Source organism: Altererythrobacter sp. CAU 1644, assembly GCF_029623755.1.
GTDB classification, from domain to species: domain Bacteria; phylum Pseudomonadota; class Alphaproteobacteria; order Sphingomonadales; family Sphingomonadaceae; genus Erythrobacter; species Erythrobacter arenosus.
Window position 1 is genome coordinate 2,595,282 of the sequence record NZ_CP121106.1, and the last position, 22,608, is coordinate 2,617,889.

The window sequence follows — 22,608 nt, forward strand, 5'->3', positions numbered from 1 at the left end:
GGGACTTCCATGAATTTCGAAGAGATGAAGGCCAAGATCGCAACCGGCGAAGGTTTTATCGCGGCACTCGACCAGTCGGGCGGATCGACCCCCAAGGCGCTGCGCGGCTATGGCGTGTCAGACGACGAATGGAGCGGTGATGACGAGATGTTCGCCCGCATCCACGAAATGCGCAGCCGGGTCATCACTTCGCCCTGCTTCGGCGGCGGCAAGGTCATCGGCGCCATCCTCTTCGAAAAGACCATGGACGGCATGGTTGACGGCATGACCACCGCCGACGCGCTGAAGGCGCGCGGGGTGGTGCCTTTCATCAAGGTCGACCAGGGTCTCGCCGACGAGGACAGCGGCGCGCAGATGATGAAGCCGCTCGACAAGCTGCCCGCGCTGCTCGAGAAATCGGTTGCCGCCGGAATGTTCGGCACCAAGATGCGCTCGGTCATCAAGTCAGCCAACGCCACCGGCATCGCCAATGTAGTCGAACAGCAGTTCGCAGTGGGCAACCAGATCGCCGACGCCGGCCTCGTGCCGATCCTCGAACCGGAGTACGACATTACCGCTGCCGACCGCGGCGAAGGTGAAGAGGTGCTCCTGGCCGAGATCATGAAGGGCCTCGATGCGCTTCCCGAAGGGCGCCAGGTCATGCTCAAGCTGGCGATCCCGGTGGCTGCGGGGCTCTACAACCCGGCGATCGCGCATCCCAATGTGCTGCGGGTGGTGGCGCTATCGGGCGGCTATTCGACCGACGAGGCGTGCGCGCACCTCGCCCGGAATCCCGGCATGATCGCGAGCTTCAGCCGCGGCCTGCTGCAGGATTTGCGCAAGGATCTGTCGGACGAGGAATTCGACGGTGCGCTGGGCAGGGCGATCGACCAGATCGCGGCGGCCTCGGTCGCGGGCTGACGACTATTCTTCCGCGTAGGGTTCGAACGCCCAGTCGAGCCGGTAATCCTTGAGGTGGATCGCGCCACCCTCCCTCGGTGGGGTGGCGGTCCCGGCCAACAGCAAGACGCCGTCGTCCAGGTAGATCGGCGCGCCCAGTTCGATCGCATATTCGCGTTCGCGCCCCTGATAGCGCACGATGGCGGCGACGATCAGCCGATCGTCGTCGAAGCAGAGCCGCGGGCTGTTGCAGCGCGAATCCTCGATCACGCCAAAGGTCGTGACCACCAGCTCATCGGCCACCTCGACCCGCTCGAAGATAGCCGTATCGGCGATGTAGCTTGGCAGGGCGGCAAGCAGCAGGGTGGCGAACATGGTATTCACTCCGGTCGAGGAGCGCGATTAAGGCTCCCATTCACCTGCAATACCACGCATCGGCCCACGGCGAATTGCACGCTTTTGCACTGTCCTGTTTGGACACAGACAGCACCCGAATTAACCAGGTAAATTAGCCAGGTGGGGCCGTGGTTGGCCCGTCGGGCGTGAAGGCGAAGCCGAAACGGTAATGGCCGGGGGCAATCGGCGACCATTGGGTCGACGCATAGGGTGCCACTTCGGCCAGGCGCAAATAGCCGCCGTTGATGCGCAGCGGCTCACCGCTGTCGAGCTGGACCGTGATCGTCTCGTGACCGAGATCGAGCCGGGTCTTGAGCAGCACGCGGCCTTCCCAGATGCAGTCGGCTTCGGCCGGGCAGCGGCTGTCCTCCAGCACTTCGAGCGGTGTGGCGACGAGCAGCTCGTTGAGGGTGGCCGCCTCGCCGATCGCAACGCAGGCCATCTCGGTGCAGCCCGGGACCGCGACTTCTTCCGACTTCGTGGCACAGGCTGCGGTGCTGACCGTCACGAGGGTAGCCGCGATAATTCGAGACAACATTGCGCTCCTTTCGCTTGGCGCTATTGAGCGCAGCATGAACGACCAGATGCATGCTACGCAACTCTACCTGATTTCGCCGCTCGAGGTTGGCGGGGATTTCCCGCAACGGCTCGAGCGCGCATTGGCGGCGGGTGCGGGCATTGTCACCGCGTTCCAGTTTCGCGTGAAGGGCGTCGACCAGCACGAGGCAGCGCGATTGGCCGAGCCCCTGCAGGCGATCTGTGCCGCGCACGACGTCGCCTTTATCGTCAATGACAGCATTGCCCTGGCGAAGCGACTCAAGGCCGATGGGGTCCATCTGGGGCAGGGCGACAGTGATCCCAAGGATGCGCGGGCGGAGCTGGGCCGCGAGGCGCAGATCGGCGTCACCTGCCATGCGTCGAAGCACCTCGCGATGGAGGCGGGCGAAGCGGGGGCGGATTATGTCGCCTTTGGCGCGTTCTTCGCTTCCGAGACGAAGGCGAGCGAACATCGCCCCGCGCCGGACATCCTCGAATGGTGGAGCACGCTTTTCGAGATCCCGTGCGTAGCGATTGGTGGCATCACGCCGGAGAATTGCGATCCACTGATCGCGGCCGGAGCGGACTTCCTCGCGGTGTCGGGGGGCGTCTGGAACGGCGACGAAGTGTCGGCAATCAATGCTTTTTCGGATAAAATCGCCGCCGCGTGAGTTGAACACCCAAACGGGCCGTCCCGGCCACGAATTTGGGAGTTATCCATGCGTCACCTACTTGCCTCTGCAGCCTTGCTTGCCCTCGTTGCCTGCGGCTCTCCCGATTCAACCGGCGATAGCGCGGCTACCGAAGCCGACCGCATGGTAAACGCCACGACCCAGAACCTCGCGGATTCGATGGCGTCGGATGACGATGGCGAGAGGGTCGATCCCGCCCTTGATATTGCCGACAGCGAGGAACGCCCGATCATGCAGCTGCAGGTCGTGCTCGACCGGCGCGGCTTCGGGCCGGGCGTGATCGACGGCAAGATGGGCATGAGCACAGAAAACGCGCTCAAGGGCTTCCAGGAAGCCAACGGCCTTGAGGTTACTGGAAAGCATGACGAGGCGACCAAACAGGCGCTGGCCCAATGGGACGGCATCCCCGCCACCCGCGTCGTGCGCATTCCCGACGATTGGAACGAGCTGACGTTCGAGGAGATTCCCGAGGAGCCCGCCGAACAGGCCAAGATGAAGCAGCTCGGCTACATCTCGCTCGACGAAAAGCTCGCCGAGCGCTTTCACACGACGGTCGAGGTTCTCAGGCAGCTCAATCCCGATAACCAGCCCGCCGGTGCCGAGAAAGGCAAGGGGCCCAATCCCCAGCCGAGCCCGACGCCCGATATCGCCCGGCCAGACGGTGAAGAGCCAAGCTATTTTCAGGCCGGCCAGTTGATTCGCGTGCCCAATATCGGCGCTGACAAGATTGCCAAGGGAACGGTGGAGCAGGACGATTGGCGCGCCACGCTCACATCGCTGGGCGTCGGCAGCGACCAGCCCGAGGTTGACCGCATCGTCGTCAGCAAGGCGGCAAAGACGCTCAAGGCCTATCAGGGCGACAAGCTGGTGGCGCTGTTCACCGTCAGCTCGGGTTCGAGCGAATTCCCGCTACCGCTGGGCGAATGGAAGATCCTCGGCGAAGCCTATAATCCGCCTTACGCCTATGATCCCGAGGTTCTGGGCAAGGACCAGGCGGATGGCGAAACACACCAGCTGCCGCCCGGGCCGAACTCGCCTGTCGGCGTGGTGTGGATCGATCTCAGCAAGGAGCATTACGGCATCCACGGGACGCCCGACCCCGAAACGATCGGTCGCGCCCAGAGCAGCGGTTGCGTGCGACTGACGAACTGGGATGCAGCACGCCTTGCTGGAATGGTCTCGCAATCGACACAGGTGATTTTCGAAGCTTGATCGGTTAGGGACTGGGCATGGGAATTATCGACCGCATCCTCACCATCGTCATCACCGCCACGCTCACTTCCGCAGTCTGGATCGTGGCCGGTGGCAGCCTGATCGAATTGGCCAGCGACAAGAAGGGCGAGGATTCGATGCGGCCGGCCGAAGCGGCCCCGAGCCCGTCACCCACCGACGGTACCGCAGACGTGCCGCCCAACGGAGATGGCTCGGAGACCGTCCTCGCCGATGCGCTCCACACCGACGGGAGCACGACAGGGGAATCGGGTGATGCGGGGCTTAGGGTGCCCGTGCTCAACGTGCGAGCGTCCGACCTCACCGATACCTTCATGGACGAACGCGGCGGGGGAGGGCGTTTGCACGAAGCGATCGACATCATGGCGCCCGAGGGGACCAGCGTCGTCGCGGCGGCTCCCGGCACGGTCGAAAAGCTGTTCGTCTCCGAGGCCGGTGGGAACACGATCTATATTCGTTCGCAGGACCGGCGGACGATCCACTATTACGCCCATCTCGCCGAATATGCCGAAGGCCTGAAGGAAGGGCAGAGGGTTCGCCGTGGCCAGCGGCTCGGGACGGTCGGGAGCACCGGCAATGCTTCGCCGGAAGCTCCGCACCTGCACTTTGCCATCTTGCGCACGACCGCCGATGCCGAATGGTGGGAGCCCGCGAACGCGCTCAATCCCTACCTGCTGCTGACGAAATAGGAGTCGTTATCCGCCGCGCGACTGGCGCACGCAGATCATCCGGCCGAGCGAGCCGTCGGCCTCCACTATCTGCAGTTCGTTATCGCCGGTGCGACGGTAACGCGTGCCTCTCAGCGGGCCGCGGGTGAAGGTGAAATCCTTGCCCTTCATGATATAGGTCCCAATGCCCTGGTCTGAGCTGTAGCGCGAGGCGCTGCTCAGCTTGAAGCTGACTTCGGGGACCGGTAGCCAGGCGGCGCCCGTGGCGTCCCCCGGCAGCGCGCATTCGTAGCGGCCATGCGGCATCGTCTTAAGCATTCCGCCCTGAAGCGCGAGTACAGGCGTTGCAGGTATCGCAACCACAGAAGCAGCAAGGATAATTCGGCGAAACATAGCTCCACGCCCTATCACGAGCCTCCCAGATGTTCCACCCGCCTTGCCCAGAGCAGCGACGTGAGCTAAGGGCGCGGCGCAGATTTGCGGGCAGGCCGCCCGCGCTCCCCACAAGAAGGCTTTTTCCGATGAAGATCAGCGGCGTCGATATCCGCCCCGGCAACATCCTCGAATATGAAGGCGGCATCTGGAAGGTTGCCAAGATCCAGCACACCCAGCCCGGCAAGGGCGGTGCCTACATGCAGGTCGAGATGAAGAACCTGCAGGACGGCCGCAAGACCAACGTGCGTTTCCGCAGCGCCGACACGGTCGAGCGCGTGCGGCTCGACACGAAGGAGTTCCAGTTCCTTTACGAAGACGGCGATATGCTGATCTTCATGGACAACGAGACCTACGAACAGATCAGCCTGCCGGCCGACCTGCTGGGCGATGCACGCCCCTTCTTGCAGGACGGAATGCCGGTCCAGCTCGAGCTGTGGGAAGAAAAGCCGATCAGCGTTCAGCTGCCGTCCCAGGTCGAAGCCGATATCGTCGAAGCCGACGCCGTGGTTAAGGGGCAGACGGCTTCTTCCAGCTACAAGCCTGCGGTGCTCGACAATGGCGTGCGGATCATGGTGCCGCCGCACATCGAGAGCGGCACGCGCATCGTGGTCGACGTGTACGAGCAGACCTACGTCGGCAAGGCCGGCTGAGGTCAACCGACGGAGGCAGTCATGACGGGCGGTTCGCATCCCAAGCTCGAAGCGATTGACCTCGACAAGAGCTTTATCATGGGCGTCATCTACGACGATGAATCGCTCACGCTGGAGATGGATTTCCACTTGCTGGAAGGACATCCACGGTTTGAACAGCCTGACAGCGACGAGGGTTGCTATCGCAAGGGCTTCATCCGCTTCGCCGACTTCGATGACCTGCGCCTGCGCAAGACCAAAGTCGAAGACGGGCAGGAAGTCGACTACAGCGACATCTACTCGGCCACGATCGAGGGCGACTACGCCTTCATTTCGAGCGGCTGGGGCGAAATTGAACTGACCGCGCAATCGATCCAGATCGCGGTCGATTGACGAGAAAGACATTGTAATGTCCATGTATTCGGGCCTCATTCGCGTGATGGAACGCGCCGCGCGCAAGGCAGGCAGTCGCCTGCGTCGCGACTTTGGCGAGGTCGAACACCTTCAGGTCAGCCGCAAGGGTCCGGCTGACTTCGTGTCGAAAGCCGACATGCGCGCCGAGCGCACGATCTATGATGAATTGCTCAACGCCCGGCCCGACTGGGGCTTCGTCATGGAAGAAGCGGGTACGATCGAAGGCGACCCGACCAAGCCGCGCTGGATTGTCGATCCGCTCGACGGCACCAGCAACTTCCTCCACGGCATCCCGCATTTCGCGATCTCGATCGCGGTGCAGGAACCCAAGCTCGACGGGTCGGGCTGGGGCGACGTCACTGCGGCCTGCATCTATCACCCGATCAATGACGAGACCTATTGGGCCGAGAAATCGCGCGGGGCGTGGCTGCACGACGGACGCCTGCGCGTGTCCTCGCGTTCGCGGACCTCGGATGCGCTGATCGCTACCGGCATTCCCTTCCAGGGTGCGGGCAATCCCGCCGAATGGGCCAAGATTTACGCCGCGATCGGCCCAGAAGTCGCAGGAATCCGCCGCTTCGGCGCTGCCTCGCTCGACCTCGCCTGGGTGGCGCAGGGCCGCTTCGACGGCTTCTGGGAAAGCGGCTTGCAGCCGTGGGATACCGCCGCCGGGTGCCTGCTGGTGCGCGAAGCGGGCGGATTCGTCAGCGACTATCGTGGCCGCTCGCAGCCGATTCATGCCGAGCAAGTGCTGGCCGCGAATGATGCGCTGCATTCGAAGCTGCACAAGCTGCTCGCCGGTGCGTTAAAGGCTTGAAGCGAGTGAGCGGCGCGGCTATCCGCCGCGCTCCCGCATCAGTGCCCCTGTGGCGGAATTGGTAGACGCGCTCGACTCAAAATCGAGTTTCTAACGAAGTGCCGGTTCGAGTCCGGCCAGGGGTACCATCTCTTCCCGCTCTCGCTTGCTGCTGGCCACCCGGGCCTGCCGCCACCTGTCGACCGGACGCTCGATGAACTGCAGGATCGCGGCGGATAGCAGCAGCGTGATCGCGATGGCGCTCCACGAGGGGTAGGGCAGTTCGTAGATCAGCACGCCGGCAACGACCACGAGATGGGTCAGGTAGATCGGATAGCTCAATTCCCCGATCCAGCGATCGAGCTTGAAGCTGCGCGTCGCGGCAAAGGCGAAGGGTGTGCCGACCGCCATACCGAGATAGATGGTCCAGCTTTGGACGGAGGGCGACCACCCGGTCCGCGGCAGGAAGCAGATCATCGCGATCATCGCTGCGAGCACCGCGAAGTGGCTCCACCGGGGCAGCGTGGTGACTCTGGGCAATGCCCGATAGGCGAGCATGCCGAACATGAACATGAACAGCGCTGTGATGAACAGACGCCCCTGCCACAGCGCAAATTCGACCGGCAGCAGCATCCCGGCCATCCGCACCCCGATGCTGGCCAGCGCGATGAGCATGATCACCCAGGCCTTCCGCCCTGCGATCCACGGCGCCACGGCGTAGAACAGCAGCTCGATCGACAGGCTCCAGCTCTGGGGAACCAGCAGGCCCTGCCACCCCACCGCAGTCGTTTCGGTCGGCAGCCCGCCATAGGGATCGAGATAGAGCCCGCCGTTCTCGTCGACCATGAACCAGTAGAGCAGGTGCTGGCCGACCACGAAGATATTTTCGAACACCAGCACGATGGCGGAGAGCGGGTTCGCGTAGAGGTCGCGGTGGTTGTCCATCGTCGCAGTGGCGGTCATCTCGAAAGCGAGCACCACCACCAGCGCGATCAGCAGCATGGCGAAATAGGCCGGTGCGAGGCGCAGCAGCCGGTTGCTGTAGAACAGGCGCCGGTCGTCATATTTCCCGTCGAGGATCAGCGCCATATAGAACCCGGACACGACGAAGAACGCTTGTACGGCCGTGCCGCCGTGGATGAACTGCACGGTCGCGGTGGGGAGGTGGGCGAGGAGCACCGCCATGGCGAGGAGAAATCGGACGAGACCCATGGCGAGGCTTTCCCATTCTGTTGTGGTTTCGATTCTTGCCGGATGTATTCTTATTCAGATATAGAGTCAAAATTAAATAAGAAACCCGAAGCCCGGCGAATGGGTTGCCCAATGCGGGCCAAGGCGCGTACCTCAATCGCCCTCACAGGCGGGAAGGATGAAGTCAAAGGAATGGCCGACAACCACCGAGAGGCCGAAGACGAATGGATCCTGCGGGCCGACCAGCTGCGCGCGCTCGTTTCGGCGGTTCGCACCGATATCGTCGATCACCTTGCCGGGCGCGGCGAGATGTCGATCAAGGAACTGGCGGAAGCGATCGGCAAGCAGCCGTCCGCGCTCTACCATCACCTCGAGCAGTTGCTGGATGTCGGCCTGGTGGTCGAATCGGGTGCCCGGGTGGTCAATCGCAAGAAGGAAAAGCTCTACCGCACGCCTTCGCGCAGGATGCGCTTGCGGAAAGCATTGGAGAGCGGGGAGCACGCCGACCTGATGGGGCAGATAGTGGCCTCGCTCAGCCGCCAGGCCGATCGCGATTTCTCCCGGGGCCAGGCAATTCCCACGGCCAGGGCGGATGGGGAGCATCGCAATTTGGGCTTCTTCAGGCTCGTTGCCAAGCCCGATGCCGGTCGGCTGGAGGAGATCAACCGCCACCTCGAGGCGATTGCCGAACTGATGTGGGAAGAGAACGACGCCGAGGCCGAAAGCATGGTCCTCACCTGGATTATGGCGCCGGGCAACTGATCGCCGCGCGATGTCGAATTCTTGCAGACTTTCCCGAGAGATGGTCTAAGTCTGCCGCGTAGATGCTGGAGATGCCATCCTTCCACGCGATCGCAGCGATGGTGGTCACCATCGCCATGTTCGTTGGCTTCGTCCGCGGACGGATGTCGATCGAGATCATCTCGCTGCTGACGATCGCGGTCATCGCGGTCGGTCTCTATTTCTTCCCACTCGAAGGCACCAAGGAAGTCGATGGCCTGGAACTGGCCTTCGGCGGATTCGGACACCCGGCGCTGATCACGATCTGCGCGCTGATGGTGATGGGCAGGGGGCTGGTCGTGACGGGCGCGCTCGAACCGGCAGCTCATTTCCTCGAGCGTGTATTCAAGATGAATCTGCAGCTTGGCCTGTTGGTCTCGCTCCTGATCGCATTCGTCTTCTCTATGTTCGTGAACAACACGCCAGTACTTGTGTTGATGATCCCGATTTTCGTCGCACTGGCGCAGCGTGGCGCAATGCCTGTTTCCAAGACTCTCATACCGTTGAATGCCGCATCATTGCTGGGAGGTCTTGCAACGACAATCGGCACATCGACCAACATCCTGGTGGTTTCGATAGCGGTGGATCTGGGAATGCCCGAAATGGGCGTGTTCCATTTCACACCGATAGTGCTGATGGCCTCTCTCGTAGCATTGCCCTATCTCTGGTTGGTGATGCCGCGCATGCTGCCGGACAACAGCGTCGCGGATGCGTCCGAGCGGCGCCGGTTTCATACCCGGCTGAGGGTTGCCGGCGACAGCAGCATGATCGGCGAGGAAGTATCGGCGATCCTGCCGCGCCTGCCGACCGATATCAGGTTCCATGACGAACTGGCCGGTCCGATCCAGCCACAGCAGCGCATCCATATCTCGGGAACGCATGAAGCGCTCGAGGATGCAGTGCGTGTGCTCAAGGGCGAGCTTGCGCCGAGCTGGGTGCTCGACCGAATCCGGCGCGAATCCTCGGCCCGGTCGCTCGATATCCTGGTGGTCGAAATGACCGTCACGGCAGATTCGCGGCTGATCAATCGCACGCTTCCCACCTCCGGAATCGCCGATCTGCACGGCGTTGCCGTGCTCGGCATCCATCGCCCCGAACGGCTTATCGGGGAGCGCGACCAGTACAGCGAAGGCGGCGACCTGCGCATCGCGGAAGGCGACGTTTTGCTGGTGATGGGCTTGCCGGAGGATGTGCAGGTCTTCGCCCGCAGCGACAGCCTGCTGATGCTCGAAGGTGCGCGTGAGCTACCGCGCAAGTCCAAGGCCCTGCTGTCCGCTGTCATCATGGGGGTGGCGGTGTTCACCGCCTCGGTCGGCATCTTCCCGATTGCGATTTCGGCGCTGGCCGGCGCGATCCTGATGTTCCTGACCGGCTGCGTGAAATTCGACCGGGTGGGCCGGGCCCTGTCCGGCCAGGTCATCGTGCTGGTGGCTGCGAGTATCGCGATCGGGCGGATTATCGACGATAGCGGGGCGGCGGCATGGCTGGGGCAGATGATGGGCTATGGCCTGCAATTCCTGCCACCCGCAGCGGTGGTGGCGGCCGTCATGTTGTTCGTGACCGTGCTGACCAATTTCGCCTCGAATGCGACCGCCGCAACGGTCGGGACGCCAATCGCCTTCAGCATCGCCAAGCAGCTCGGCCTGCCGGCAGAACCGCTGGTTCTGGCCGTGCTGTTCGGCTGCAACCTCTGCTACGCGACCCCGATCGCCTACCAGACGAACATGCTGATCATGGGGGAGGGGGGATATCAGTTTAAGGACTATATCCGCACCGGCGTGCCCCTGGTCCTGATCATGGTGGTGAGCCTCTCGTTCCTGCTCGCCGTGAACTATGGGATGTGAGGGGGTGGGCTTTCCTACTCCACCGGCGGCTGGCAAATTCGCCCGATGAGTTTGAGGCCAAGATCGGCGGCGGGGTGCGGCGCTTTATCGCGCTTGTCGCCCGGCAGATTTTCAAGACATGGACCGTGTTCCATGTGTTCCATCCTGTAGGAATTACCGAGGAGAGATAGACGATGAGCGCAAGGCAAATCACGACATCGCTGGCAGCATTGGGATTGGCGCTGGCCGCATCCGTCCCCGCGCAAGCAGGCGATCTGCGTGAAGATCTGGCCGCAGACATGCCTGCCCTGATGGAGCTCTATCGCGATCTCCATGCCAATCCCGAACTCAGCTTCGAAGAGCACAAGACCGCGGCCAAGCTGGCCAAGATCATGCGCGAACTGGGCTTCGAGGTGACCGAAGGCGTCGGACAAACCGGGGTCGTCTCGGTCATGCGCAACGGCGATGGTCCGGTGGTCATGCTGCGCGCCGACATGGATGGCTTGCCGGTGATCGAACAGACGGGCCTGCCTTTTGCGAGCAAGGTCATGGCGACGCCCGCCAGCGGGGTCACCACCGGTGTTATGCACGCCTGCGGCCACGATACCCATATGACCGGTTTCATCGGGGCGGCACGACTGCTGGCCGAGCGCAAGGATGAATGGCAGGGGACGCTGGTGATGATCCTGCAGCCGGCCGAGGAACTGGGCCTTGGCGCCATCGCCATGCTCGAAGACGGTCTCTACACCCGTTTCCCCAAGCCCGAATACGTCCTCGCCTTCCACGATGCAGCCGCGCCCGCTCCGGCGGGAACGATCGGCTACACGCCGGGCTATGCGCTGGCCAATGTCGACAGCGTGGACATCCATGTGAAGGGGATCGGCGGGCATGGTGCTTATCCGCACACCACGGTTGACCCCGTGGTACTCGCCAGCTCGATCGTGATGAAACTGCAGACGGTGGTGAGCCGCAACTCCTCGCCGCTCGATCCGGCGGTGATCACCGTGGGCAGCTTCCATGCAGGGGCGAAGCACAACATCATCTCGGACGAGGCGAAGCTGCAGCTGACCGTACGCAGCTATTCGGACGAGAGCCGCCAGCTGTTGCTCGACGGTATCCGCCGGGTGGCGCGGGGCGAGGCGATCACGGCGGGCCTGCCAGAAGAGCTCATGCCCGAGGTGACGGTCGAGGAACCCTATACGCCCTCGACCTATAACGATCCCGGCTTCAGCGAGGAACGCGCCGCCGCCTTCAGGGCACGCTTCGGAGAGGACCGGGTCATCCAATGGCCGGCAGTGATGGGCGGCGAGGACTTCAGCCAGTTCCGGCGCGCTGCGCCCGACGACGTGAAGTCGATGATCTTCTGGATCAGCGGGACGCCCGACGAGATGCTCACTGCGCTCAAGGAGGAGGGCAAGCCGTTGCCATCGCTCCATTCGCCCTTCTGGGCGCCCGATGCGGAGAAGGTGATAGCGACCGGGGCCGAAGCGCTTGCCGGTGCAGCGCTCGAATTGATGCCGCGCAGCGGAGGCTGAACACACCAAATTTCCGGCTCGGAAAAATTGACGGCCGCCGGAGCATTGGGGGTGCTCCGACGGCCGTACTCTCCTCCCCAGGAGACCGGTAATTGGGTGGCTCAGGCGCTCAGGTGTAGGTGCCGAGCCGGTGGTGCAGCGCGTTGATCTTGGCGAGTTCGTCACGATCCTCGGTTGCCTTGGCATGGCTTTCGAGCGCGCGGCGCAGCAGTTTGAAGTCGGCGGTGGAGAGCAGGGCGCGGGCGCGGCCTGGTTCCTTGGCGTCGGTAGGCATGGCGTCTCTCTCCTTACGCTGCTTCGAACTGGTTCATGGTGTTGTCCTTGCCGCCGGCCTTCAGGGCAGCTTCCCCGGCAAAGTATTCCTTGTGATCGTCGCCGATGTCCGATCCGGCCATGTTCTGGTGCTTCACGCAGGCGATACCCTGGCGGATTTCCTGGCGCTGCACGTTCTTGACGTAACCGAGCATCGCTTGCTCGCCGAAATATTCCTTGGCGAGATTGTCGGTGCTCAGCGCGGCCGTGTGATAGGTCGGCAGCGTGATCAGGTGGTGGAAGATGCCGGCGCGCTTCGCAGCATCGCGCTGGAAGGTGCGGATCTTCTCGTCAGCTTCGGCGGCAAGCTCGGTCCCGTCATAGTCGACACTCATCAGCTTGTCGCGCTCGTAGGCGGAGACGTCCTGACCAGCTTCTGCCCATGCATCATAGACTTGCTGGCGGAAGTTGAGGGTCCAGTTGAAGCTGGGCGAGTTGTTGTAGACGAGCTTGGCGTTGGGGATCACCTCGCGGATGCGGTCAACCATGCCCGCGATCTGATCGATGTGCGGCTTCTCGGTTTCGATCCACAGCAGGTCCGCGCCGTTCTGGAGCGAAGTGATGCAATCGAGCACGCAGCGATCCTCCCCGGTGCCCGGGCGGAACTGGTAGAGGTTGGACGGCAGGCGCTTCGGTGCCAGCAACTGGCCGTCGCGGCTGATGAAGACCTGGCCGTTCGAAATGTTCGCCGGATCGACCGGATCGGCATCGAGGAAGGCGTTGTACTGGTCGCCCAGGTCGCCCGGCTCCTGCGAGAATGCGATCTGCTTGGTCAGCCCGGCCCCCAGCGAGTCGGTGCGTGCGACGATGATGCCGTCTTCGACACCCAGTTCGAGGAAGGCATGGCGGATCGCGCGGATCTTCTGCAGGAAGTCCTCGTGCGGAACAGTGACCTTGCCGTCCTGGTGGCCGCACTGCTTTTCGTCCGACACCTGGTTTTCGATCTGGATGGCACAGGCACCCGCCTCGACCATTTTCTTGGCGAGCAGGTAGGTCGCTTCGGCATTGCCGAAACCGGCGTCGATATCGGCAATGATCGGAACGACATGCGTTTCATAGTTGTCGATCGCCTGTTCGATCCGCTTGGCTTCGACTTCGTCGCCGCGTCCCCGAGCCTGGTCGAGGTCGCGGAACATCATGCCGAGTTCGCGCGCGTCGGCCTGGCGCAGGAAGGTGTAGAGCTCCTCGATCAGCGCCGGAACGCTGGTCTTCTCGTGCATCGACTGGTCCGGCAGGGGGCCGAATTCGCTCCGCAGCGCGGCAATCATCCACCCCGAGAGGTAGAGGTAACGCTGTTTGGTGCTGCCGAAATGCTTCTTGATGGAGATCATCTTCTGCTGCGCGATGAAACCATGCCAGCACCCCAGCGACTGCGTGTAGTTGGCCGGGTCGCGATCATAGGCCTCCATGTCGGCGCGCATGATCTTCGCGGTGTATTTCGCGATGTCGAGGCCAGTGGGGAAGCGGTTCTGGATCGCCATGCGAGCCGCGCTTTCCGGATCGACCGCTTTCCACGAAGCGCCATTGCCTTCGATCGTTTGGCGGAACTGGTTGATGGTGGCCTGGTACGTCACTTGAATTCTCCTACTGGGCGGGGAGGTGCCCCTTGCCCTTGGAGAATGCGGGCGCGGATCGATTCTCGATAGAGAAAATTACAAACTTTGTTGTCTATATGAGGCTCAATTCCACTTTACACGTGTGAATATGTAAATATATTTACAAACGAGCTTATCGAGGAGATGCCTGTGGTCGATGGTTCGATCTTTGCTGGACCAGCGCTGCGCCGACTTCGCAAGCGCGAGGGCATGACGCAAGCCGGCATGGCCGCAACGCTCGGAATATCGCCGAGTTACCTCAACCTGATCGAGCGTAACCAGCGGCCACTTTCGGCGCGTGTTCTCGTGCAAGTGATCGAGCAATTCGATTTCGACCCACGTAACTTGCGCGAAGAAGAGGCGATCGGCGGAGTCGAGGGGCTGGCACGGCGCCTGGCAGACGAGCGATTTTCCGACCTCGGCATCGACCGTGACGAGGTCAGCGAGTTCCTGGCGACCACACCGCAGGCCGCCGCCGCATTTGCGCGGCTTTACGACAATGCAGCCCCCGGCAGCACCGCAGCAGGCGGCGACGACGCCCTGTCGGCCTCGCGCCGGGAAATCGAGCGCTGGCGCAACCATTTTGCCGATCTGGACCATGCCGCCGAGCAGTTAGCGGACGAAATGCGCCTGTCGCGCAGCGATATCGATGCCGCTCTCACCGAGCGATTGCGGGAGAAGCACCAGCTGTCGGTGCGCATCCTGCCGCTCGACGTCATGCCCGGCGCGATCCGGCGGCTCGATCTTCATGCCCGCCAGCTCCAGCTTTCCGAGATGCTCGACCGTTCTTCGCGCAATTTCCAGATTGCCCTGCAAATCGCACAACTCGAACAGCGCGAGGCGATTGATAATCTCGTTGCGGGTGCGCAACTGACCGATGCATCAGCCCGGCAATTGTTCGAGCGGCATTTGACGGGCTACGTCGCGGCGGCCCTGCTCATGCCCTATGGCCGCTTCCTGCGCGCTTGCGACCAGACGGGGTATGACCTCACTGTCCTGCAACGTCGCTTCGGAACCAGTTTCGAGCAGGTCGCACATCGCCTCACTACGCTCCAGCGGGTCGGACAACGGGGGTTGCCCTTCTTCATGGCGAGGGTCGACCGGGCCGGACAGTTCTCGAAGCGTTTCTCGGGTGCGAGCGGGGCCACGATCCTCGAAAGCGAAGCCAGCTGCCCCTTGTGGATCGCGCATGAGGCGTTCGAACGCCGCGGGGAACTATGCGTCCAGGCGGTTATGGTCGACGGCGCCGACGCGGGGCCGGCCCACTGGTTTACGATGGCGCGCACCGTGGAGGCCTCTGGCGCCACGGGGGAGGCGCGCTTTGCGATCATCCTCGGGGTCGAGGCGAGGCTCGCGGGGGACCTTGCCGCTACCAAGGGCGAACGGCTCGACGAGGCCGGCGCGCAGCCGATCGGGATGGGCTGCGCGAGATGCCAGATCCTAGGCTGTCGGCAGCGCTCGCTGCCACCCCGGGGCCTGCCTTTGCACATCGATCGAATCGTTCGCGGGCTCACTCCGTTCGAGTTTCAGCCCCTCTGAGGTGCCCGGTAATCGGGGAACTGCGGCGAGATTGTGGCGTTTCTTCCCGCATTACGGAGGAACATCATGACCGAAGAACGTATCACCACCACCGAGAATGCCGATGGCTCGACCACGACTACTCGCACCGTGAACACTGGCGAAAGCAGCAAGGGCGGCGGCACCATGCTGTTGGTGCTCGTTCTGCTCGTATTGGTCGCGGTCGGCGTCTGGTTCTTCAGCCAGACGAGCGGGGCCGAGATTGCCAAGGATAACGCTGTTGCGGAAGCCGCCAATCAGGTCGGCGATGCCGCCCAGCAGGCCGGCGATGCGGTCGAGGACGTCGCAAGCGAAGTCACCGACGGCCAATAACCATCCGTTAAGCCTCGCGAGCCGCTGAATCCGGCGGCTCGCGAGCACGCTGTAAAATTTACCGACATTTCATTTCTCGTCCTTAGACCCAGCCGGAATAGCGATTTCGGCGAGACAAGGACGAATGATCCGTCTGTTCAAACATTATATCCCGCATGCGGTGGTACTGCTGGGCTTGCTCGACCTGGGACTGCTCGTCCTGGCGGGCGAGTTGGCGTGGCAGATTCGCGCCGACCAGATCGGGATGGATGCGGGGCAATTCACCGAGCGCTGGGTCGCGGTGACGGCATCTGCGCTGGTCGTTTGGCTGGCGATGATATCGGTCGGAGTCTACGGCCCGCATTCGCTGCGATCCTTGCGTTATGCGGGCGCGCGCCTGCTGGTGGCGATCAGCCTGGCGATCATCCTGCTCGCATTTGTCGAGTTCGTCCTTGCCCAGCAGACCTTCTGGCGCTCGACGCTGTTCTACACCATGTTCCTGACCATCGCCTTCATGGTCGCGGACCGGTTGTTCCTCACCAATTTCCTCGGATCTTCGGCATTCCGCCGCCGGGTCATGGTCCTCGGTTCGGGCGAAAGAGCCCGGCGCCTGCGCGAACTCGGGGATCGTCCTGAGAGCGGCTTTGCAATCGTCTCATTCATCTCGCTGAGCGACACCGACAAGGTGGTCGAGGAGGCAATTGCGCGCGATGCGATTCACGATCTCGGCCGTTTCGTCGAAAATCTGGGTGTAAGCGAGGTGGTTCTGGCCCTGCAGGAACGCCGCAACTCGCTGCCGCTCAAGGATCTCCTGCGGATGAAGACCAAGGGCGTCCACGTGAACGACTTTTCGAGTTTTCTCGAGCGCGAAACGGGGCGGGTCGACCTCGATACGGTCAACCCAAGCTGGCTGATCTTCTCCGACGGCTTCTCATCCAGCCGCATATTGTCGAGTGCGGCCAAGCGCGTATTCGACATCGTGGCGAGCCTATTGCTGCTTGTCCTGACACTCCCCGTGATCGTGCTGTTCGCGATCATCGTCAAACTGGACAGCAAGGGCCCGGCATTCTTCCGGCAGGAACGGATCGGGCTCTACGGTCAAACCTTCAATCTCATCAAGCTGCGCTCAATGCGCACCGATGCAGAGAAGAACGGCGCGCAGTGGGCGCAGGAGAATGATCCGCGCATCACCAGGGTCGGGCGCCTCATCCGCAAGGTCCGGATCGACGAGCTTCCGCAGACCTGGAGCGTGCTCAAGGGAGAAATGAGTTTCGTCGGGCCGCGGCCGGAGGTTCCCAGCTTCGTTGCCGATCTCGAAGACAAGCTGCCCTATTACGCCGAACGCCACATGGTGAAGCCGGGCATTACCGGTTGGGCGCAGATCAACTATCCCTACGGGGCTTCGATCGAGGATTCGCGCAAGAAGCTCGAATACGATCTCTACTACGCCAAGAACTACACGCCGTTCCTCGACCTCGTGGTGCTGCTCCAGACAGTTCGCGTGATCCTTTGGCCTGAGGGTGCGCGATGAACCTCGCTAACTGGCCTTTTCTCCCTTTCATCGGGTTTCTTGGCCATCTGGCCGGGGCCATCGCCTGTACGATCGGGGTCTGGTGGATCGCGACGCACGGCGACCGCAACCGACACGACCGCACGGCAACCATTGCGGCAGGCCTCACCACCGGAATCTGGTGCCTGCTCAGCGCTGCCTTCGGGCCTGACGCAATAATCGCCGAGGTAGCGGAAATTGCGCGCAATCTCGCCTGGATCTTCCTGCTGTTCCGCCTTTTCGGCAACGACGGGCGCGACGAGAGCGTGCGACAGGTTCGCCCCGTGGTCGTCGCTCTGCTGTTCGTCGAATGCCTGCAGCCCGTGCTGCTGCTGGTCGAACACAGGTTTGCGATCACCCCGCAGATCGATGCCCTGACCAATCAGATTTCCGCCGCGCTGCGAATGCTGGTGGCGATCGGCGGGCTGATGCTGCTCCACAACCTCTACGCGGGCGCAGCCAAGCCATCGCGCGAACTGCTGCGGTGGAGCACTATCGCGGTAGGCGGCTTCTGGGCGTTCGACCTCAACTTCTTCACCGTGGGCTATCTGGGTGGTCAGCATCCGGCCCTGCTCGAGGCGATCAGGGGGCTTGCCGCCGCAGTACTGATTCTTCCGCTGGCATTGGGCAGCAGCGCGACCGCCGCCGGCCTGCAATTCCGACCGTCGCGGGCGGTCGCTTTCCAGACGCTCTCGCTGCTGTTGATCGGCGCCTATCTCCTGCTGATGATGCTGATGACGCGCTCGATCGCCATGCTGGGCGGCGACTTTGCGCGCTTTACGCAGGTCGGGTTCGTCGTTGCCGCCACCATCGCCACCATCCTGTGGTTGCCATCGCCGCGTCTGCGCGGTTGGCTGAAAGTTACGGCTACCAAGCACCTGTTCCAGCATCGCTACGACTACCGGCAGGAATGGCTGCGGTTCAATGCCACCATCGGGCGCGGCGGAGCGAACGGCGAAAGCTTCGAGGAACGTGCGATCAGGGCGATTGCGGATATCACCGACAGCCCGGCAGGTTTGCTGCTCGCACCCAATGAAGAGGTCGAGCTTGAGCTGGTGGAACACTGGAAATGGCCCTCGCTCGAGGTGCCCGCCGTGGCTGCCTGTGCAGCCCTGTCGTCCATGCTCGAGGAACAAGAGTTCATCCTCGACCTCGACGAAGCCCGCGCACGGCTTGGCGAAGAAGACCAGATCCCGTTCGTCCCCGCCTGGATGCTGGACGAGCCGCGCGCCTGGGCAGTCGTTCCTCTGCTTCACTTCGAACGCCTCGTGGGCGCGATCGTCCTGGCGCGTCCTGCGGCCCATCGCAGCCTCGATTGGGAGGACTTTGACCTCCTGCGCGTCGTCGGTCGCCAATTGGCGAGCTATCTCGCCGAGCGCGCCGGGCAACAGGCGCTGATGGAGGCAAGCCGCTTCGACGAGTTCAATCGCCGCATCGCCTTCGTGATGCATGACATCAAGAACCTTGCCAGCCAGGTCACCTTGCTGGCGCGCAATGCCGAGAAGCACGCCGACAACCCAGAGTTCCGCGCCGACATGCTGGTCACGCTGCGCAACAGCGGTGACAAGCTCAATGCACTGCTCAAGCGGCTCGGGCGCTATGGGGCGGGGCAGGTCGATGCCCGCGAGCCGCTGGCACTCGATGCGTTCGCCCGCGACCTCGTCGCCAAATACGCCCGCCAGCATTCGGTGACGGTTGCCCAGGCCAACCCGGTCCTCGTCCTCGCCAATCGCGAAGCGCTCGACCAGTCGCTGACGCACCTGTTGCAGAATGCGATCGATGCGAGTGCCGACGGCGCGCCGATCTACGTCAACGTGGTCAGCGACGGAACGCTAGGTTGCCTTGAGATCATCGATTCCGGCGGCGGGATGTCGCCGCAGTTTATCCGTAATGGCCTGTTCAAGCCGTTCGTATCCTCGAAAGACGGAGGTTTCGGCATCGGCGCATTCGAAGCGCGCGAACTGATCAGGGCAATGGGAGGGCGGCTCAAGGTGGAGTCGCGCGAAGGCATCGGCACCCGGTTCATGGCGTGCCTGCCGCTCGAGGCAGCGGCACAGATTCAGGCGAGCGGCACAAACAATGACAGTGAGGTAGCGTGATGGCTGACAAGAAACCCGTCCTGTTGGTGGTCGAGGATGACGAGGGCCTGCAGGCGCAGCTCAAATGGGCCTATGACGATTTCGAGGTCGTACCGGCGCTGGATCGCGAAAGCGCGATCGCCGCGTTGCGCGCGCACGAGCCGGCCGTGGTCACGCTGGACCTTGGGTTGCCGCCCGACCCGGACGGAACGAGTGAGGGCTTCGCGGTGCTAGACGCGATCATGGAGCTGAAGCCCGACACCAAGGTGATCGTTGCCTCCGGTCATGGCGCGCGTGAAAGCGCGCTCGACGCCATCGCGCGAGGTGCCTACGATTTCTACCAGAAGCCGGTCGACATCGAGGCGCTGGGCCTGATCGTCCGGCGAGCGTTCAACCTCCACCAGATCGAGGAAGAAAACCGCCGGCTGACCGAAAAGGTTGGTGAAGAGAAGACCGTCCTCGGCAATCTGATCACCGCCGCTCCTGAGATGGCGAAGGTCGCGCGGACGATCGAGCGCGTTGCCAACACCAATGTTTCGGTGATGCTCCTGGGTGCAAGCGGCACCGGCAAGGAACTGCTGGCACGCGGCGTCCATGATGCAAGCGAACGCCGCGACGGCCCATTCATCGCGATCAATTGCGCCGCGATCCCGGAAAACCTGCTCGAGAGCGAGTTGTTCGGCCATGAGAAGGGCGCCTTTACTGGCGCGGTCAAGACCACAGAGGGCAAGATCGAGAGTGCGCACGGCGGCACACTGTTTCTCGACGAGGTCGGCGACATCCCGCTCCCCCTGCAGGTCAAGCTGCTGCGCTTCCTGCAGGAGCGCAAGATCGAGCGGATCGGGGGGCGCAAGGAAATTGCAGTCGACACGCGCATCGTCTGCGCCACGCACCAGGACCTCGAAGCCATGATTGGCGAAGGTACGTTCCGCGAAGACCTGTTCTATCGCCTCGCCGAAATCGTTGTCCGCATTCCGACTTTGGCGGAGCGGCCCGGCGATGCGGTCCTGCTCGCGAAGGCCTTCCTCAAGCGCTTTGCCGGTGAGTTCAACCCACAGATCAAGGGGTTTGCGCCCGACGCCCTGTCGGCGATCGATGGCTGGAACTGGCCGGGCAACGTCCGCGAACTGGAAAACCGGGTCAAGCGGGCCGTGATCATGTCGGAAGGGAAGATGGTCTCGGCTGTCGATCTCGACTTTGAGGTCGAGGAAGAAGACCAGCCCTGCGCGCTCAACCTGAAGAGCGCCCGCGAACAGTCGGACCGCCGCCTGATCCGCCATGCTCTGGCGCGCAGCGAAGGCAATATCTCGAACACGGCCAAGATGCTCGGGATCAGCAGGCCGACGCTGTACGACCTGCTCAAACAGTATGACTTGCAGGGCTGAAACCTCACTTCGGTCTGCGATCTCGATGGCTGGAGCCTTGCGGACGCTTGGCCTTGCGCTCGCCTGTCTATTGGCGGCTTGTACCGAGAACCCGGAGGTCGTTTCACCGCTCGAGAAGGCGCGCCAGGAACTGGCCGCTGGCAACGGCCTGGGGGCCGAAACCGTTCTGCTTGATGCCCTTGAGGGGGAGGCAGCTTCCCGCCTCGATCTTGCCGCCTATCTGGGCGAGGCCGATCTGTTGCAGGGCGATCTTAAGGGCGCGCGCCAGTGGCTGGGGCCGGGCGAGTTTGCCGAAGCGAGCCGCGCGCATGGCTATCACATGCTCGGACGGCTCGAGCTGGCGGAAGGAAATCTCGCCGCTGCAGGTGCTGCGTTCGACCGTGCATATCTCGTAGGCGGAGCAAGTTCGGAGTTGTGGGTTGATGTGGGCCGGTTGCGCTATCGTGGCGGCGAGCAACTGCAAGCAATCGAGGCGGCGGACAAAGCTCTCGCGCACGATCGGCGCAACCCAGCGGCGCTGAACTTCAAGGGACAATTGGTCCGCGATGCCCACGGTTTCGCTGCAGCATTGCCGTGGTTCGCTGCGGGGCTTGAAATGGCGCCCGAAGATCGCGCGCTGCTGGCAGAGCAGGCGGCGAGCCTTGGCGATGCCGGCGCCGGGAAGGACATGCTCAGGAGCATACGGCATTTCGCACGCGTTGCGCCTGACGATCGGCGCAGCGACAACCTCCAGGCCGTGCTCGCGGTTCGGGGCGGGAAATACGATGTTGCACGGACCTTGCTCCTGCGTAGCGGCGAACTTCAGCGCGAAGCGCCCTCGGCCATGCTGCTGTCTGCCATCATCGATCTTGAGAGCGGGAATTTCGCCAGTGCGGCCCAAACGCTGGAGCGGCTCGCGGACTTGCAACCGCAAAATCGGCTGGCTCAATTGCTCTTCGCGCGTGCCTTGTCGCTCGGCGGCAGTGACAAGGAACTGATCTATCGGTTCGAGGATTTGGCGCGCCGTCCTAGCGCATCACCCTATCTCGTCCTGCTCGTTGCGCGTTCGCATGAGGCGCTGGGCCAGCGTGACAAGGCCGCCTGGTACCTCGATCGCGCATCGAAGGCGCGAGACGGCAGGCTGCTTGCCCTGCAAGCGGCGGCATTGACCATGACTGACGAGAGTACCGCTCAGGAGGGCGACGCAGCTTTCTCGACGGTTCGTACTTTGGTCGTCTCGGGACAGGCCGCTGAGGCCGTGCGCAGGGCTGAAAACCTGGTCGAGCGTCACTCGGGTTCAGCCGATGTCCTGAACCTTGCAGGCGATGCGCATCTGGCCGCAGGTAACGCCGACAGGGCCCTGGAGCGATATGCAAAGGCAGCGCAAATCCGGCGCGACTGGTCACTGGCCAAGCGCATGGCGGCTGCACACAAGGCTCGCGGTAATCGGGAGGCCGCTGAGCAAATGGTGGCGGCGCAGCTACGAGGCGAACCAAGCAATGGGGAAGCAGCGGCGATGCTGGCAGTGATGCGCGCCACCAAGTCGGACTGGAAACGCGCTGCGCTCCTCATCGATCATGCCTTCGCGCACGGCGCGGCCCGCGACGTAAATTTGTTGGCATTGCGTTCCGAAGCCGCAGCAAACCTGGGAAATGATGCCGAGGCCAGACGATACTCCGCCGAGGCTCATTCGATTTCGCCCATGAATGCCCGCGCCACCCAGATCTATGCTTCGTCATTGGCTCACGACGCTAGCCGACCCGCCGCAGCCAAGGCGCTCGAGGAAAAAGCAAGGAAACTGCAGGCGCGGGCGCGCCGCTAGTCACACTCGACAAT

At 62.9% G+C, this 22,608-nt stretch carries 22 protein-coding genes and 1 tRNA gene; 17 read left to right on the forward strand and 6 right to left on the reverse strand.

Features of this window, described 5'->3' with window-relative positions; translation table 11 throughout:
• Window positions 1–9 precede the first annotated feature (9 nt).
• Window positions 10–900: a fructose bisphosphate aldolase gene (locus P7228_RS12915; RefSeq protein ID WP_278015644.1), complete on the forward strand. Its 891-nt coding sequence runs from the start codon at window positions 10–12 to the stop codon at window positions 898–900.
• A 3-nt stretch (window positions 901–903) separates the two neighbouring features.
• Here the strand turns inward: P7228_RS12915 and P7228_RS12920 are convergent, their stop codons facing one another.
• Together P7228_RS12920 and P7228_RS12925 are read right to left on the reverse strand one after the other, a co-directional pair.
• Window positions 904–1,254 carry a hypothetical protein gene (locus tag P7228_RS12920; protein ID WP_278015645.1) on the reverse strand — a complete coding sequence of 117 codons (351 nt, stop codon included), beginning with the start codon at window positions 1,252–1,254 and terminating at the stop codon, window positions 904–906.
• Between the two features lie 133 nt (window positions 1,255–1,387).
• Window positions 1,388–1,810: a hypothetical protein gene (locus tag P7228_RS12925; protein ID WP_278015646.1), complete on the reverse strand. Its 423-nt coding sequence runs from the start codon at window positions 1,808–1,810 to the stop codon at window positions 1,388–1,390.
• A gap of 37 nt (window positions 1,811–1,847) precedes the next feature.
• Here P7228_RS12925 and thiE point away from each other — a divergent pair, with 37 nt between their 5' ends.
• The 3 genes from thiE to P7228_RS12940 are packed head-to-tail and all read left to right on the forward strand — an operon-like array spanning window position 1,848 to window position 4,423.
• Window positions 1,848–2,483: a thiamine phosphate synthase gene (thiE, locus tag P7228_RS12930; RefSeq protein WP_278015647.1), complete on the forward strand. Its 636-nt coding sequence runs from the start codon at window positions 1,848–1,850 to the stop codon at window positions 2,481–2,483.
• Between the two features lie 48 nt (window positions 2,484–2,531).
• Complete coding sequence (locus P7228_RS12935) at window positions 2,532–3,716, forward strand: L,D-transpeptidase family protein (RefSeq protein ID WP_278015648.1); 1,185 nt, start codon at window positions 2,532–2,534, stop codon at window positions 3,714–3,716.
• A gap of 17 nt (window positions 3,717–3,733) precedes the next feature.
• Window positions 3,734–4,423, forward strand: coding sequence for a M23 family metallopeptidase (locus tag P7228_RS12940; protein ID WP_278015649.1), 690 nt, complete (start codon window positions 3,734–3,736; stop codon window positions 4,421–4,423).
• Between the two features lie 6 nt (window positions 4,424–4,429).
• On the opposite strand, the gene P7228_RS12945 is transcribed toward P7228_RS12940, so the two are convergent.
• Complete coding sequence (locus P7228_RS12945) at window positions 4,430–4,720, reverse strand: elongation factor P (RefSeq protein WP_278015650.1); 291 nt, start codon at window positions 4,718–4,720, stop codon at window positions 4,430–4,432.
• A gap of 203 nt (window positions 4,721–4,923) precedes the next feature.
• Between P7228_RS12945 and efp the strand changes: the two genes are divergently transcribed.
• From efp to P7228_RS12965, 4 genes are all read left to right on the forward strand, one after another.
• Window positions 4,924–5,487 (forward strand): elongation factor P, encoded by a 564-nt coding sequence (efp, locus tag P7228_RS12950; RefSeq protein ID WP_278015651.1) that lies wholly within the window; start codon window positions 4,924–4,926, stop codon window positions 5,485–5,487.
• Window positions 5,488–5,508: 21 nt separating this feature from the next.
• The gene (locus tag P7228_RS12955) at window positions 5,509–5,859 is read left to right on the forward strand and encodes a hypothetical protein (RefSeq protein WP_278015652.1); all 351 of its coding nucleotides are present in this window, start codon (window positions 5,509–5,511) and stop codon (window positions 5,857–5,859) included.
• A gap of 16 nt (window positions 5,860–5,875) precedes the next feature.
• Entirely contained in the window at window positions 5,876–6,697 is an 822-nt protein-coding gene (locus tag P7228_RS12960) for an inositol monophosphatase family protein (protein ID WP_278015653.1), read from the forward strand.
• A gap of 43 nt (window positions 6,698–6,740) precedes the next feature.
• Window positions 6,741–6,825, forward strand: a tRNA-Leu gene (locus tag P7228_RS12965).
• On the opposite strand, the gene P7228_RS12970 is transcribed toward P7228_RS12965, so the two are convergent.
• The gene (locus P7228_RS12970) at window positions 6,788–7,888 is read right to left on the reverse strand and encodes an acyltransferase family protein (protein ID WP_278015654.1); all 1,101 of its coding nucleotides are present in this window, start codon (window positions 7,886–7,888) and stop codon (window positions 6,788–6,790) included. The genes P7228_RS12965 and P7228_RS12970 overlap by 38 nt on opposite strands.
• Window positions 7,889–8,059: 171 nt before the next feature.
• Between P7228_RS12970 and P7228_RS12975 the strand changes: the two genes are divergently transcribed.
• The 3 genes from P7228_RS12975 to P7228_RS12985 all read left to right on the forward strand — a co-directional run bounded on the left by P7228_RS12975 (window position 8,060) and on the right by P7228_RS12985 (window position 12,005).
• A complete protein-coding gene (locus tag P7228_RS12975) occupies window positions 8,060–8,629 on the forward strand; it encodes a helix-turn-helix domain-containing protein (RefSeq protein ID WP_278015655.1) in 570 nt (189 codons plus the stop codon).
• Window positions 8,630–8,700: 71 nt separating this feature from the next.
• Window positions 8,701–10,491, forward strand: a complete 1,791-nt coding sequence (locus tag P7228_RS12980; protein ID WP_347402842.1) for an SLC13 family permease — start codon at window positions 8,701–8,703, stop codon at window positions 10,489–10,491.
• A gap of 173 nt (window positions 10,492–10,664) precedes the next feature.
• Window positions 10,665–12,005, forward strand: a complete 1,341-nt coding sequence (locus tag P7228_RS12985; protein WP_278015657.1) for an amidohydrolase — start codon at window positions 10,665–10,667, stop codon at window positions 12,003–12,005.
• A gap of 109 nt (window positions 12,006–12,114) precedes the next feature.
• Here P7228_RS12985 and P7228_RS12990 read toward each other — a convergent pair whose 3' ends face one another.
• The gene (locus P7228_RS12990; protein WP_278015658.1) at window positions 12,115–12,279 is read right to left on the reverse strand and encodes a hypothetical protein; all 165 of its coding nucleotides are present in this window, start codon (window positions 12,277–12,279) and stop codon (window positions 12,115–12,117) included.
• Between the two features lie 13 nt (window positions 12,280–12,292).
• The gene (locus tag P7228_RS12995; protein ID WP_278015659.1) at window positions 12,293–13,891 is read right to left on the reverse strand and encodes an isocitrate lyase; all 1,599 of its coding nucleotides are present in this window, start codon (window positions 13,889–13,891) and stop codon (window positions 12,293–12,295) included.
• 171 nt (window positions 13,892–14,062) lie between these two features.
• On the opposite strand from P7228_RS12995, the gene P7228_RS13000 reads away from it, so the two are divergent.
• The 6 genes from P7228_RS13000 (at window position 14,063) to P7228_RS13025 (ending at window position 22,594) form a co-directional block, all read left to right on the forward strand.
• Entirely contained in the window at window positions 14,063–15,451 is a 1,389-nt protein-coding gene (locus P7228_RS13000) for a helix-turn-helix domain-containing protein (protein WP_278015660.1), read from the forward strand.
• A 66-nt stretch (window positions 15,452–15,517) separates the two neighbouring features.
• Window positions 15,518–15,802 (forward strand): hypothetical protein, encoded by a 285-nt coding sequence (locus P7228_RS13005; protein ID WP_278015661.1) that lies wholly within the window; start codon window positions 15,518–15,520, stop codon window positions 15,800–15,802.
• 124 nt (window positions 15,803–15,926) lie between these two features.
• Window positions 15,927–17,312, forward strand: a complete 1,386-nt coding sequence (locus tag P7228_RS13010) for a TIGR03013 family XrtA/PEP-CTERM system glycosyltransferase (RefSeq protein ID WP_278015662.1) — start codon at window positions 15,927–15,929, stop codon at window positions 17,310–17,312.
• Window positions 17,309–19,429, forward strand: coding sequence for an XrtA/PEP-CTERM system histidine kinase PrsK (gene prsK, locus P7228_RS13015; protein ID WP_278015663.1), 2,121 nt, complete (start codon window positions 17,309–17,311; stop codon window positions 19,427–19,429). The genes P7228_RS13010 and prsK overlap by 4 nt, the downstream gene beginning before the upstream one ends.
• Complete coding sequence (gene prsR / locus P7228_RS13020) at window positions 19,429–20,793, forward strand: PEP-CTERM-box response regulator transcription factor (RefSeq protein ID WP_278015664.1); 1,365 nt, start codon at window positions 19,429–19,431, stop codon at window positions 20,791–20,793. Before prsK ends, prsR begins: the two co-directional genes overlap by 1 nt.
• Window positions 20,794–20,818: 25 nt before the next feature.
• A complete protein-coding gene (locus tag P7228_RS13025; protein WP_278015665.1) occupies window positions 20,819–22,594 on the forward strand; it encodes a tetratricopeptide repeat protein in 1,776 nt (591 codons plus the stop codon).
• Window positions 22,595–22,608 lie beyond the last annotated feature (14 nt).